Annotated in this window: 15 protein-coding genes; all 15 read right to left on the bottom strand. The window is 67.1% G+C overall.

Features of this window, described 5'->3' with window-relative positions; genetic code table 11:
- Nucleotides 1–1,401, bottom strand: a 1,401-nt coding sequence (locus tag RMQ73_RS11175; RefSeq protein WP_310498315.1) for a phage tail length tape measure family protein, incomplete at its 3' end; no start/stop codon positions are given.
- A gap of 72 nt (nucleotides 1,402–1,473) precedes the next feature.
- Complete coding sequence (locus RMQ73_RS11170) at nucleotides 1,474–1,713, bottom strand: hypothetical protein (protein WP_310498314.1); 240 nt, start codon at nucleotides 1,711–1,713, stop codon at nucleotides 1,474–1,476.
- Between the two features lie 11 nt (nucleotides 1,714–1,724).
- Nucleotides 1,725–2,417: a DUF6441 family protein gene (locus tag RMQ73_RS11165; RefSeq protein ID WP_310498313.1), complete on the bottom strand. Its 693-nt coding sequence runs from the start codon at nucleotides 2,415–2,417 to the stop codon at nucleotides 1,725–1,727.
- A complete protein-coding gene (locus RMQ73_RS11160) occupies nucleotides 2,414–2,581 on the bottom strand; it encodes a hypothetical protein (RefSeq protein ID WP_310498312.1) in 168 nt (55 codons plus the stop codon). The genes RMQ73_RS11165 and RMQ73_RS11160 overlap by 4 nt, the downstream gene beginning before the upstream one ends.
- A 14-nt stretch (nucleotides 2,582–2,595) precedes the next feature.
- Nucleotides 2,596–3,303, bottom strand: coding sequence for a hypothetical protein (locus RMQ73_RS11155; protein WP_310498311.1), 708 nt, complete (start codon nucleotides 3,301–3,303; stop codon nucleotides 2,596–2,598).
- On the bottom strand, nucleotides 3,300–4,538 hold the full coding sequence (locus RMQ73_RS11150) for a hypothetical protein (RefSeq protein WP_310498310.1): 1,239 nt from the start codon (nucleotides 4,536–4,538) through the stop codon (nucleotides 3,300–3,302). Before RMQ73_RS11150 ends, RMQ73_RS11155 begins: the two co-directional genes overlap by 4 nt.
- 12 nt (nucleotides 4,539–4,550) lie before the next feature.
- A complete protein-coding gene (locus RMQ73_RS11145; protein WP_310498309.1) occupies nucleotides 4,551–4,982 on the bottom strand; it encodes a hypothetical protein in 432 nt (143 codons plus the stop codon).
- Nucleotides 4,979–5,170, bottom strand: coding sequence for a hypothetical protein (locus RMQ73_RS11140; RefSeq protein ID WP_310498308.1), 192 nt, complete (start codon nucleotides 5,168–5,170; stop codon nucleotides 4,979–4,981). The genes RMQ73_RS11145 and RMQ73_RS11140 overlap by 4 nt, the downstream gene beginning before the upstream one ends.
- A 144-nt stretch (nucleotides 5,171–5,314) precedes the next feature.
- The gene (locus RMQ73_RS11135; protein WP_310498307.1) at nucleotides 5,315–5,650 is read right to left on the bottom strand and encodes a DUF2190 family protein; all 336 of its coding nucleotides are present in this window, start codon (nucleotides 5,648–5,650) and stop codon (nucleotides 5,315–5,317) included.
- A gap of 99 nt (nucleotides 5,651–5,749) precedes the next feature.
- Entirely contained in the window at nucleotides 5,750–7,714 is a 1,965-nt protein-coding gene (locus RMQ73_RS11130; protein ID WP_310498306.1) for a prohead protease/major capsid protein fusion protein, read from the bottom strand.
- A complete protein-coding gene (locus tag RMQ73_RS11125; RefSeq protein WP_310498304.1) occupies nucleotides 7,707–9,251 on the bottom strand; it encodes a phage portal protein in 1,545 nt (514 codons plus the stop codon). The genes RMQ73_RS11130 and RMQ73_RS11125 overlap by 8 nt, the downstream gene beginning before the upstream one ends.
- Complete coding sequence (locus RMQ73_RS11120) at nucleotides 9,248–9,454, bottom strand: phage head-tail joining protein (RefSeq protein ID WP_310498302.1); 207 nt, start codon at nucleotides 9,452–9,454, stop codon at nucleotides 9,248–9,250. Before RMQ73_RS11120 ends, RMQ73_RS11125 begins: the two co-directional genes overlap by 4 nt.
- Nucleotides 9,454–11,496: a terminase gpA endonuclease subunit gene (locus tag RMQ73_RS11115; protein WP_310498301.1), complete on the bottom strand. Its 2,043-nt coding sequence runs from the start codon at nucleotides 11,494–11,496 to the stop codon at nucleotides 9,454–9,456. Before RMQ73_RS11115 ends, RMQ73_RS11120 begins: the two co-directional genes overlap by 1 nt.
- Nucleotides 11,496–12,128 carry a hypothetical protein gene (locus tag RMQ73_RS11110; protein WP_310498300.1) on the bottom strand — a complete coding sequence of 211 codons (633 nt, stop codon included), beginning with the start codon at nucleotides 12,126–12,128 and terminating at the stop codon, nucleotides 11,496–11,498. The genes RMQ73_RS11115 and RMQ73_RS11110 overlap by 1 nt, the downstream gene beginning before the upstream one ends.
- Nucleotides 12,128–12,481, bottom strand: a complete 354-nt coding sequence (locus RMQ73_RS11105; protein ID WP_310498299.1) for a hypothetical protein — start codon at nucleotides 12,479–12,481, stop codon at nucleotides 12,128–12,130. The genes RMQ73_RS11110 and RMQ73_RS11105 overlap by 1 nt, the downstream gene beginning before the upstream one ends.
- Between the last annotated feature and the right edge of the window lie 2 nt (nucleotides 12,482–12,483).

The following is a 12,483-nucleotide window of genomic DNA, read 5'->3' as shown; positions in this document are numbered from 1 at the left end:
GCGGGCCACCCCGCGCGCCCCCGCCTGATCGCCGGCGCCCGCGCCCGCCGGGCCCAGGCGGGCGCGCTCGCCGGCGATCAGCAGCCGGTCGCGTTCCTGCGCTGTCAGTTCGCGGCCCACGGCGCGTTCGGCGCGGCGGATGGCCAGCAGTTGTTCGGCGGCGTCCTTGGTCTTGAACGCCAGGCTGGCCTGAAATTCGGCATCGGCGATCAGGTCGCGCAGCGCCTTTTCCTGCGCCAGCACGGCCTTGCCGGCGCGTTCCTGTTCGTCGGCGACTTTCTTGGCGGCGGCCGCCAACGCTTCGGTGGCGCGGGCGGCATCGCCTTCGGCCCGTGCCGTGTCGGCAGCGGCGCGGGCGGCGATATCATCGACACCGCCCAGACCCACGCGCGCCCGGTCGCTGGCGGTGAACGGCTTTGCCGCTGCCACGCGCGGCGCATCGGCGCCCACGGGCAGGCCGGCCAGCTCGCGCAGTTCGCGCACGAATTCGGTGCCGATGCCATCGCGGCGGATGCGCTCCAGCGCGTTCAGGTTGCGCTCGACCGCGCTGGTCATGCCATCCAGCGCGCCGATCGCGCCCTCATAGGCGCCGGTGTCGGTGGCCAGCTGGCGCGCTCCATCGCCGAACGCATCCTTCAACCTGAAGAACGCACCCGACAGCCCGCCGGCATTTGCTTCACCCGCGCCGCCGACTGTGTTTTTCAGGGCATCGAGCAGCGCGCGCTGCGCCTCATAGGTCTGGCCGGACTTGGCCAGCGCCTCGATGGCCTCGATCTGGGCGACACCAAGAAACTTGAAGCCCTTGGACAGCCCGTCGACGCTGCCCTGCGCCAGATTTTGCAGCACCGTGCCCAGCTTTTCGGAATTGCTGGACAAATCGCCGCCATAAACTGCCGACAGATCCCCAGCGAGGCGGATGGCATCGGTGAAGGTGGACCCGGCCACGCCGCCAAACGATGACAGCACCTGTTCGGCCTTCAGGATTTCTTCGGCGCCGATGGCGAAACTGCCCTCGAGTTCGTCGGCAAAGTCGCGCAGCTGCTGCGATGTCAGGCCGGTGGTGTTGCCGGTGGCCTTGAGCACGGCGTCAAGCTGGCGGGTGGCATCGCCATAGCTTTCCGCCTCGGTGATGCCCAGCGCGAACGCAGCCGACACGGCGCCGACACCGGCGGCCACACCCAGCAACGGCCCCGACAGGGCGGTCAGGCTGGAGCCGATGACGGGGATGTTGCCGGCCAGGTTGCGCAGGCCGGCGCCGGCTTCCTCACCCAGCGCCGCGCCGATCTGCCGGCCACCGTCACGGGCGCGCGCCGTCGCCTGGTCGATGGTGCCACTGAACTGCGACAGGAACTGCCGGCTGTTCAGGGTCATGCGGGCGCCGATTTCGGCCGATGATGCCATTGGGGCTCCTGATGACACGAAAAACCCCGGCAGTTTCCTGCCAGGGCCATGGGTGCCGGTTAAGGTTTGGTGCTAAGGTTTCCGGTGCAGCGCGATCAGGCGCCGCTCGAGAATGTGCAGATAACCGATGATCTGCCCGATCAGGGCGACCATGCCGGACGCGCCCAGAAAGGCCAGCCCGGCAGACACATCGATAAAAAGACAGGCAAGGCCGACGAACGCCAGCGCCTGCGCGCCGTGGCGGTAGCCGGACCCATCGGGGATCTGGGCCACATTTGCTGGGAACGCATCACCGTTCATTCCCATGGTCATAATGCAATCCGTCACGCCCCGCCAGCCCCTTCCAGCGCATCGACGCGCGCCTGAAACCGATTGAGGAACGTGCGGGGCAGCGATGCCTGTGCGGCGGCGTTCAGGCCATCCAGATTGACGCGCTGGGCAAAATCGAACGGCGGCAGCAGGATGAAAATCAGCAGCCGCTTGACCGCGCGGCCCTGCGCCAGGCGGCGCTGCGTGGCGGCGACCGCGACCCGCCCCGTCTTGCGGCCCGCGATGCCATCGGTGGCCAGATACAGCTTGCCCTTGAGCTTGACCGGGTACAGTTCCAGCCCGGTGCGCTGTTCCCATTCGCGCGGCGACAGCGGCACCTTGCCGCGCCCGGCGAACCGCCGGCCCGCCGCGCGCAGCGGAATCGCCAGCAGATCGCCGCTGCGGCTTTTGATGCGGGCGCCGCCGGCAAAGGCCTGCACCGCGCCGCGCGTGCGCGCCTTGCCCTTGGGAAACACCGTGCCGGTCGGCGCCTCGGACAGGCCGGTCTTGGGGAACACAGCGCTGGCCCAGGCGCGCGACAGCTTGCCGGCGCCCGCTGCCTCAAAGGCGTTTTCATATTGCCGTTCAAGGCTGCGCGCTTCGTCGCGCACCGTGTCGCGGGCGACCTCGAGCACAGCCCGCTCGAGCCGGCCGGCGAAACGCCGCAGATCGGCGGTATCGAACACCAGTTCGGCAAGGCCTGTCATGCGTCGTCCTTTGGCGGGTTGATGAGGCCGTCGACCATATCGAGCGCGTCCATCAGCGCGGCGGGCTGTTCACCGGCAGCGCCGCCGCAGGGCAACAGTTTCATCATGCCGCCCATCGGGCCGGGGGTGCGCGCCACCATCCAGATATCGATGACCGGCCACACCCATGGCGGCAGGGTCAGGCGGGGGTTTTCGGTCCAGATGCGCCCGCCGATGTCCCAGCCTTCGCCGCCAAACGGCGCCTTGCGCCCGCCCTGGAAACTGGCCGGTTCCCGCCGGACGGCGACGGCGGCTGCAAGAAAGGGCGATGCTGTTCCGCATACAGCATCTGATAGACCTGCCAGCCCAGCCATGTCAGATCGATGCTGCTGATCTTGGCCATGCACGCATCGGTGACCAGCCCGTAACGGTCACGTTCAAACGCGTCGTCGATACCCTCCCACCCGACCAGGAACCGCTGCACCGCCACGACGGGCAACAGGGTCTGGCGGCGGGCCTCGGCCTGAAGCAGCGCGGCATAATCCGGCCACAGGCGCAGGCCCGGTTCCAGCGCGGTGATCAACTGCTGATGGTCATCATCCAGCGTGTCCTTGGCCTCGCCGGCGACATAGGCGGCACGCACGGCCTGCAACGCCTCGGCGGCCTGATCGCGGGCTTCGCCGTCGAGCAGCTTGTGCACCGCCGCCAGCGCCGTATCGAGCCGTTCGTGGCGCATCACCGACGGCGCATTGTACGGCGGGCCAGCCAGATCAGCCTCAAGCGTGGCGCGTTCGATAACCGTGCCGGGCCGCACCAGAAAGGTGACGGCACCGGGCAACGGCGCCCCGTCATCGCCGCAACGCCAGGGCGGCGTGCGGCGAATCGGGGCCAGACTGGACGGGATCACGAGAAGTTCAGGACGAAGTCATTGTCCCGGCCCTGCGCATCCTTGCCGGGGTTGAGCACGCGCAGCTGCGTGTTTTCGCTGCGCGCTTCGCCCCGGTCGGCCTCGGCACGGCTGACGGGCTGCATCAGCGGCATGGTCAGGCCCCAGCGGTTGCCGGCGGTATAGCCGCCCCGGATCGCGCCGGTGTAGCGGTTGCCAGCCACGATATCGGCCAGCGTGTTGCGCGTGGCGACCTGCGATTGCAGCGGGTCGCAGCTGAACAGCGGCGTGCGCCCGCCGATGATCGCTTCGCCAAAGCCATTGGCCGTGTTCGGATCGTCTGGGGTTTCGATGGTGGCCGACATGGCCAGGCTGAACTGGCTGATGGCCAGCGGGCGGCGGTTGATCAGGAACGCCTCGGACACGTTGTTGCCCTGCAAGATCAGCGGCGCGCTATGGCCGGCGATGGCCAGCGTGGTCGGGAACGCCGCATCGGTTTCATCGACGAACGTGCCGGTGCCCTGGAACGTGGCGGTGCCGACGTTCGAGCTATTGCCGTTGATGGTGATCTGGCCGCGCACATCGATGAACTTGCGCAGCTTGCCGCCGACATAACGGTACAGCGTCGCGCCGGGATGGTCGGTGGCGCGGGCGGCGGCATCGGCCGGCGACGTGGGCGCATAGGTCCAGTTGGCCGGCACAGCGATGCTGGAGGCCGCTGTCATGGCCGTGCCGAGCAGATCGGCAAAGGTCGCAACACGGCCCACGGTATAATCGGAACACAGCAGCGCCTCGCCGGAATTCGGCCCGGCGGTCACATTCATCGGCATGCCGCGATACGCCTGCGCCGTGGCGACATAGGGCGTCTGCAACGTGGCGGCGGTGGTGGTGCCGGCGGTGGCCAGCGTCGTGGCCACAGCCGCCTGAAAAAACGGCTTGAGGCCGCAGGCGGCATAAACGGCATGATGCGGCGGGCGGATCACCGAGGTGTAGGTGGTGCCGGCGCCGGCGCCCTTGAGCTGGAACGTGAAGCTGATCGGCACGGACTGGCCGGCGATGACCGGCGCGCCGGCGGCAAGGCCATCGCTCGCTTCCACGGCCTCGATCAGCCGCGTGGCTTCACCGTCGGAATAGGTGCCCCGGTTGAACGGGACCGCATCGAGCGTCGGCACTGGCGCGGCATCGGTGCCGGGCGATGCCTGCAATTTGAACAGGATTGCCTCCTGCCGGCCAAGAATGATGGGACCGTCAGCCATGATGATGTCTCCTTAAATCAGATCGGGGTTGTGGGTGCGGGTGCGGAATTCGATAAACAGCATCAGGTCCATGGCGCCGGTGGAACGGGACGACAGCGCCGACACTTCGCGCTCGAGATCGCCTTCGTCGATCAGGTCGCACAGGCCGCCGAGTTGCGGATCGACCATCACGGCGCGCACCACATCGCCATAAAGTTCGTTCAGGGCCGCATCGGTCGCCGCCTCGGTGCCGCCCTGGACATAGCCGGACACCATCAGGCGCAGGCGGTACAGGCTGTGCGTGGCGTCGCTTTCCAGCTTGGTGTGGCCCAGATCGTCGATCTTGAGCGCCGGGTAGCTGGTCGGGTCGGCATTGGGCTGGCGCAGCGGCGGCAGCGCCAGGCCGGGCACAGCGGCCAGCGCCGCCAGCACGCCCTGAATGATCAATTCGCGCCGGGCCGTCATTGCTGGATCACCACGCAGACGAAGCTGTTGGTGAAGTCCTGATTGGTCACTTGCGTGATGCGATAGACCGTGCCGGCGGTGTCGGTGATCGCGCCGGTTTGCAGCGGCGCAGCCGGCAACACGCCGCGGGGTATTTCAAAACTGATGCCGGTCAGGGGGTTGCCCTGACCGGACAGGCTGCCGGCCATGTCCCCGCTGCGCACCATGCGGACCGATATTGCCGTGGGATTGGGGTCCGACGGCGTGACGGGCGCAAGATAAGTAACAACCTCGGATGCACCCGTAGCAAAAAGCACAGTGCGCAAGGCGAGCAGCGGGGATGGCATGGCAGCTTAGAAGCTGCCGTTGAGGCGGACGCGGGCGACCAGGTCACCATCGGCCACGGTGTTGGCGAACACACCGATGCGGGTGTTGCCGGACGACACGGCAGTGACGACGCGGGTGCTGTTGTTCCAGAACGCAGCGGCACCCTGGGCGCCGCCGGTGCTGGCACCAGCGGCCTTGGTCAGGTCGAACACGCCAGTGAGGCCGAATTCACCGGCGGCGGCGTTGGCGACATCGTTGATGGCAACGCCAAAGGCGGCGCCGACAAGCGCACCCTGGCCGGCGGTGACGGCATAGGGAGCGGTGAGGGTGAGAATCTCACCCGGCTGAACGTAATTGCGCATGGATTGAGCCTTTCCTGGGCTGGGCGGAAAAAGACGACGGGCCGGCAGTTGCCTGCCAGCCCGTCAGTCGGTTCCTTGGGGAGGAAGCGTGGCCGGCGGTTACGCGCCGGGGTTGGCGTACAGGCCGCGGTGATCGATGGCGGCAGCGACAAAGTCGATCAGCGCCTCGAACATGATGCCATCGACGCCGCCCAGTTCCTTGCTGGCCAGCTGGACGCCTTCGGCGCCTTCGAGATAGCAATATTCGATGGTGTCGATCTGGCTGCTGTCGGCGGCCAAATACCAGCGGGTTGCGCTGGCGCCGTCAAGCACGGCATCAATGATCGGGATCAGCGGCGTGCGGCCGTTTTCCGCGAACTGGTTGATGCTGCCGGCCGCATTGGCCAGCATGTTGGCGCTGGTGAAGTTGAGCGCGACCTGCTCCAGCGCCGCCGGGGCGATGAGGTAACGCGGGGCGACGTTCAGTTCTTCGAGCTGCCGGCCTTTCTGCACCCGCATCGCCGTGCGCGCTGCACCCAGAGTGGTGGCGCCGATGGCACCGCCGGCGGCGGCAAGGTTGGCATTGCCGACCGTGAACAGATCCGCGCCGCCATAGGTGCCGGCACCGGTCAGCTGCGCATAGACCAGACGGTTTTCAAGACGACGGGCGGCGGCGGCATAGCCGACGGCCCAGCGTTCGAGCGCGCCCAGATCGTCATTGATCAGCGTGTGACGGTTGATGGTGGTGTTGCGGGCATAGGTCGCCAGACGATAGCTGACGCCGTTGTCGCTCCAGGCACCGTGCTTGATTTCGCCGGCCTCGTTCACCGGCAGCAGATCGGGCGCGCCCGACAACTGCGCGACGGAACGCGCCTTGAAATCGGGCAGCGGTGCCGCGCGGCGTGCCCACTGCATGTAGGTCGGCTGATTTTCCTGATACTGATCGCGCAGGCGCTTGTTGAGCACATTGGCCATCAGTGCCGGGAAATCGCTGGTCCCCATGCCAAGGGCACGAATAGCGATTTCATTGGGCACCAGCGTGCGGACATCGGCGCCGCGCTGGGACAGCATGTCGCGGGCCATGTCGATCATGCGCATGCCGCGGAACTGGCGGCCCAGATCGGTCATCTGGTGGCGGGCATTCATGCGGCTGAGCAGCACATCTTCAAAGCCGGCGCGGGCGGTATCGCCGGCGTCGCGCGTGACCTGCACGCGGCCATTGGTGGGCGCTGCGATGTCACGAGCAGCAAAGCGTTCGCCGATGTTGGCCATCAGCGCGGTGCGCGTCAGCGGGGTGGCGGCATGGACATCCTGAAGCGCGGCGATGTCATCCTGCGACAGGTTGGCATTGCGCGCGGCAGTGAGCAGCACGGTGCCAGTGACAGCCGGTTCGTGGGTGACAGCAGAAACCGGCGCCGGATCAGCAGCACGGGCGACGATGGGAGCGGATGGGTTTTCCGCCACCGGGGTGGTTTCGGGCATGGTTGCCTCCGGGTTGGCCGGCGCCACAATGGCCGCGCGGCGGATGATGCAGGGGGTGCCGCCCTGCGCGGATTCGCTGCGTGCGCCGGCGCCGGGATCGGCGGGGACGGGCACGAACGAAATTTCAGCCGGTTCCCAGTCGGTGGCGCGCATCAGCGGGCGCTCGCCGGGACGGTCGGTAATCGTGTATTCATGGACGATATAGCCCACGGAAATATTGCGGATGATGCCGGCCTGAATGTCGGCGACGACATCGGCGATCGATGCGCGCGGCGACAGGCGGACGCGGGCCAGCAACTGGCCGCCCTCGATCCGCGTGCTGCCGGGGATGACAACGCCGATCTGGTTTTCCAGTTCATGCGACTGGTGGCTGTTCAGCACCGGCGCGCCGTTGTTCATCCGGTCGAGCCGGATGGCGGTGGCATCGATCGCCAGTTCTTCGTCAACCTGCTGCCAGCGGTCCCAATCGAACATTGTGCGGCGGGCGCCGGTGCTGGCCACCACTTCAAGCTCGAGCGTGGCCGGATCGAAGGTGTCGGCGCGGATCGTCAGGCTGCGCTGCTGCGTCGGCAGCGTGCGCGGCTGTGCCAGGGTGTCAGGCATTGGGGGGGTTCTCCTGATTGGGCGCGGGCGCGGGGGCGGTGCCGGCCTTGGGGTTGCGCGGATCTGCGGTGCTGCGGCTGCCGGGCGGCAGCGCAGCGTCGGCGGCAAGCATGTCGGCGGCGATGCGTTCCAGCATTTCGCCGTGCTGCCAGCCACGGGCGCCGGATATTTCCGACGGTGCCTTGACCAGCATTTCAACTTGCAGCTTGTCGGCGCGGGCGTCCTTTTCGGGGTCGGGGCTTACCACCGGGTTCGGCGGCGTCCAGCGCAGGTTGACGCCGGCGGCGCCGCTGATACCCAGCGCGGCCACGCCTTCGGTAAAGCCCTGCGCCATCGGGCGGCACATGCGCTGACCGAACACAAGCCATTGCTGCTGTTCGATGAACTGGCCAAAGTCGAAGCTACCGACGCGAAAACTGCTGTAATTCACGTTACGAAAATCGCCGGTCATATGCTCGTACATCACGCCGACGCCGGCCGCCGCCAGAAAGCCCATTTGCTGCACGAACGGCGACATATCGCCGACGGGCGCCACCGGGCCGGGGTCGACCGCTTCACCGGGTTTCAACCGGGTGATCATGCCGGGCATCAGACGCGACAGGGTATTGCCGGCGCCGTCGGTGCTGGCGGCGTCACTGCCGGCGCCGGCACCCAGCGTCAGGCCGCCCTGATCGGGATTTTCGGGCGTGGTGATGAACACCGCCAGCGCCGCCTCGATGCTTTTGCGCATTGCTTCCTTGGTCAGGTAATCGGCCAGGTCGCTCAGCGGCATGATCGCCGGCGAGAAAATCGAGACGCCACGGTCCTGTCCCGGTCGCAGCGTGTCATAGATCTGCACGACTTCGCCGATCGGCACGCGTTCGGATTCGAAGCGGCTGCGCAGATAGGGCGTCAGGTTCTGCGGGTGATCTGGATACAGCCACAGCGCGACCTTGCGGCCCCGCGCGTCATATTCGATGCCGCGATCAATGAAGCCATTGTCGGCGGCCCCGCGCACCAGATCGAACTTGCCGGCGTCGATGTGATCGACCTCGAGCACCTGCCAGCGGAACGGCGGCGTGCGGGTGTTGGCATCAAAGCTGGTGCGATAGCGGCGCAGCAGCGCTTCGCCGTCGGAATAAACGGCGCGCGCGATGAGCATTTGCAGACCGTAAAGGTCATGTTCGCCGCACCAGTCGGCCTCATCGACATAACGGTTCCAGGTATCGCGCAGCGCTGCCGATGCCGGGCGGCCCTTGGCGTCCAGCACGGCGCCGGTGATGCCGGTGCTGATGGTTGCCGACACCAGCTTGCGGTGGGCGCGCGTCGCATAGCCATTGTTGCGCAGCAGGTCGCGCACCAGGCGGCGGACATCACTGGCACCGCGCGCCACTTCTCCCTGCGGGCCGGCATCGCGGCGCCGCCAGCTTTCGACACGGCGGTTACCGGGGCGCGCGGCTTCATATTCGCGCAGCTTGTCCAGCGCCATGCGGGCGCGTACCCGGTCAAGGGCCATGCCGGGCGCGAACGCGCCGATGATGTCATCAAGAAAGCTCATTCGAACGTCGCCAAGGCGGTGCGCGGGTTGACGCCGGCCGCGCGCGGCGTAGGCGCCACCTGCCCGGCGATCATGTCGCGCACGCGCAGCATTTCATCCAGGCTGCGATAGGCGGCGGTGCTGCCATCGGCATATTTGACGCTGGTGAGGCCCGAGCCGATGGCGCGGTCGATCGCGTCAAGGTCTGATTGGGTGAAAGCCATCAGCTGAACCTGTTCCAATAATCGTCTGCATCGGATTCGGCGCGGCGCGGCGCAGATGATGCGGGCGGGGTTTCGTTCTGTTGCACGGCAGCCGGGCCCGGCGCCGCGGCGGCGACCTGGTCGGGCAGGGCATCGCTGAACAGCGCGCCCTGCGTGTCGCGGCCGGGGCCGTCCATGTTGGCGGCGACGGTCTGCCATTGCTCGGCGGTGATGCGTTTCCAACCGCGCAGTTCGGCCAGCCAATGGGCATAGACGGCGCAGTCGAGCACTTCGTTACGGCGGCCCTTGAGCACGTCCCAGCGCCAGGCCTTGCGGTGGCGCTTGTCCTCGACCTCGAGCCGCACTTCGGCGGTCAGCTGTTCATACCAATCCAGCGAGAAACCGCGCACCAGGGCGACGGCAGCGCGGGTCATCGGGTCGGTCTTGCGCAAATCGCCGTACAGGAATGCCTTGAGCTGGGCTGCGCCGACTTCATAGACGATGCGTTCGGCGCGGCGGCGCTTGCCGCCGGCCAGTGTTTCCTTGGTTTGCACCGCGCCGATGACGGCAGCGTGATCGTTCTTGCTGCCGACCACGGGCGTCACGCGGCTCGGCGGGTGACGCTTGACCCAGTCCAGCACTTTTTGCCGTTCATAGCCGACATCGATGGCAAGGGCGGTCAGCGTTACCGGCTTGCCCCAGGCATCGGGCCAGCTGCGCGCCATCAGCTTGTCCAGCTCGGCCTTGACGTCGGCTTCCTCGGCGCCGGCGATGCTGCCGGCGATGACGATGTGATCGACCGGGTGGCGGCGCAGATCGGGGCCGAACGCCCAGATGCCAATCTCGACACGGTTGGCCTGCACATCGGCGCCGGCGAACAGGTAATAATAGCCCGGCGCGACGCGGGCGCGGTCGATGCCGGCGGCGCTGCCGCGTTCGTGGAGAACATTATAGTCGGGGGCTTCGCCGGCGGTTTGCACGGCGATGCCGCACACGTCGTTCAAAAAGGCGCGATCCTTGGCCTGGTCACCCTTGGCGGTGACATAGGCCTCGGCAACGCGCGACCAGCTCATCAGCGGTGCATAGACCGTCCACAGGTGGAAGCTGAGCCGCGTGGCCGGCGCAGCGGTGTTGTGCGCGACCCATGCGGCGCCGTTGGCCGGATCGACCATCCAGCTGCGGTGCTTTTCTTCGATGACGCAGCCGTTGCCGCTGGCGCAGGTGAAGAACGCGCCATCGGTGGCGGGCGTGTCGGCGGCCAGCGCGGCATCGATGTTGGCCTGAAGGTTCGGCCATTCCAGCGCCTGGACGTGACCGCAATGCGGGCAGGGCACATGGTAATGTTCCTGGCTGCCGGCCTCGAACGCGCTGGTGACGCGGCAGTTGCCCTGTTCCATGGGCGTGCCGGTCTTGAGAACCTTGGCATCTTCGAATGCCTGGCTGCGGCTGTCGGCCTGTGTTTCCGGGTCGCCGGCATCATTGTTTTGCCATTTCGACAGATCGTCCTGATGCTGATATTTCACGGTGTGTTGCGACAGGCTGGCGGCGGAATTGGCGCCGGTGACGATGACGCCGCCGCGCGCGTCGATGCGTTCGAACAGCAGTTCGGTCGCCTTGGCATCCTTGGGATTGTCGAACGACAGGATGGCTTGCAGGCCAACGCTGGCGCGCACCTTGGTCTTGACCTTGTTGTTCACCCAGGCGCGGCCCTGCGGCAGCGTGGGATGCACGCACATCGACAGCGCCGGCGACAGATCGAGCAGGCCGAGCAGGAACGCATCGCCGACGACAGTGCCGCCGATCTGCGCGCTTTTGCGGAACGTGATGGTGCGCGCCGGATCTTCGGGGCCGCACACCGCCAGGAGGCGGCGGAAGAACGGGAACTTGTCGAAATCATAGGGCCCGGGGAACGGATCGTTCTGGCCGAAAATGATGTTGCGCGATGTCCAGGCCACCAGATCGACGGGCGGCGGCGGGCGCAATGCAGCGGCAATGGCGTCGGCCACCAGGGCATCGGCATCGGCATAGGGCGGATGACGGAAAGAGGCGGCTTCGTGCAGCATCAGGCGGCCGTGCCTTCGGCCATGCTGGACAGGGTTTCGGACAGCTGATGGCGCTGATGGCGCATCGCGTGGCGCACCGCGATCAGCACTTCGTTATATGGCAGGCCGAACTGTTCGGCGAGCGGCTTGGCGACGGCGGCCGGCACCTGGTCGAACACGGTGGCGAGCGGTTGCAGTTGCCGGCCCAGCGCGCGCTTGACCGCGCCGATGTCGACCAGCTGGCCGGATGCGACGGCATCTTCGCGGGCGCCGCGTTCGATATCGGCGCGCAGCTTGGCGTTGCGCAGTTCGATCTGTTCATTGCGCGCATCGGCCAGCGCATCAGCCCCGGCTGCCAAGGGGGCGGCAGCCGGGGCGCGCGTCACCGAAGATGCCGCCGTCGTCGGGTCAGGGGCGGCGGCAGTCGGGAGGCCGATAAGGGGGTGGGCTTGCGCCAACTGCTGCGACAGATCGAGCTTCTTGCTCAACTGGCGCAGCGCCTCGGCGACATTGATGCGCGCGCTGGTGCCGGTGCCGACCAGGGCATCGCCCGTCAGCAGGCCCTTGGCGATCCAGCGCGTCACCTGCGACGGGTTGCGGCCGACACGCACGGCAAACTGTGACTTGCTGTCAAGGACAGCAGCGTCGGTCATCAGATAGTGCCGGCCACGTTGTTGCCGTCGGTGTAGCAGATGACGGTGACATTGGCGCCGAGGTTGGCCAGCATCACGCGCTGCACGCGCATCGGCACCGGGCGGATGGAGTTGGGCGGGGTCCAGAACTGGACGACACGGCCGGCGGCGGCGCCATCGGCAGTTGGCGGCAGGGAATTGACAGGCACCAGATCAACACGCTGCCAGGCGGCGTCGCGGTTGACGATGTCGACGGCCTTGACGCCGACCGGCAGATCGACCGTGTTGCTGGGCGTGGCCTCGAACGCGTTGCTGGCGACGCCCGAAAGCGCGAAGCGATCTTCGGACTGATAGGGGTCATTTGCCATGGGCATGG

Origin of the sequence: Sandarakinorhabdus sp., from assembly GCF_031430775.1 — a bacterium.
Classification (GTDB): domain Bacteria; phylum Pseudomonadota; class Alphaproteobacteria; order Sphingomonadales; family Sphingomonadaceae; genus Sandarakinorhabdus.
Note: the sequence above shows the minus strand (reverse complement) of the source record. Positions and strands in the feature narration are given on the sequence as shown.

Excerpts from the sequence above, each read along its gene's own strand:
- RMQ73_RS11170 (WP_310498314.1), bottom strand. The coding sequence starts at position 1,713 with ATGACCATGGGAATGAACGGTGATGCGTTCCCAGCAAATGTGGCCCAG.
- RMQ73_RS11165 (WP_310498313.1), bottom strand. The coding sequence starts at position 2,417 with ATGACAGGCCTTGCCGAACTGGTGTTCGATACCGCCGATCTGCGGCGT.
- RMQ73_RS11150 (WP_310498310.1), bottom strand. The coding sequence starts at position 4,538 with ATGGCTGACGGTCCCATCATTCTTGGCCGGCAGGAGGCAATCCTGTTC.
- RMQ73_RS11145 (WP_310498309.1), bottom strand. The coding sequence starts at position 4,982 with ATGACGGCCCGGCGCGAATTGATCATTCAGGGCGTGCTGGCGGCGCTG.
- RMQ73_RS11140 (WP_310498308.1), bottom strand. The coding sequence starts at position 5,170 with ATGGCCGGCAGCCTGTCCGGTCAGGGCAACCCCCTGACCGGCATCAGT.
- RMQ73_RS11135 (WP_310498307.1), bottom strand. The coding sequence starts at position 5,650 with ATGCGCAATTACGTTCAGCCGGGTGAGATTCTCACCCTCACCGCTCCC.
- RMQ73_RS11130 (WP_310498306.1), bottom strand. The coding sequence starts at position 7,714 with ATGCCTGACACCCTGGCACAGCCGCGCACGCTGCCGACGCAGCAGCGC.
- RMQ73_RS11125 (WP_310498304.1), bottom strand. The coding sequence starts at position 9,251 with ATGAGCTTTCTTGATGACATCATCGGCGCGTTCGCGCCCGGCATGGCC.
- RMQ73_RS11120 (WP_310498302.1), bottom strand. The coding sequence starts at position 9,454 with ATGGCTTTCACCCAATCAGACCTTGACGCGATCGACCGCGCCATCGGC.
- RMQ73_RS11115 (WP_310498301.1), bottom strand. The coding sequence starts at position 11,496 with ATGCTGCACGAAGCCGCCTCTTTCCGTCATCCGCCCTATGCCGATGCC.
- RMQ73_RS11110 (WP_310498300.1), bottom strand. The coding sequence starts at position 12,128 with ATGACCGACGCTGCTGTCCTTGACAGCAAGTCACAGTTTGCCGTGCGT.
- RMQ73_RS11105 (WP_310498299.1), bottom strand. The coding sequence starts at position 12,481 with ATGCCCATGGCAAATGACCCCTATCAGTCCGAAGATCGCTTCGCGCTT.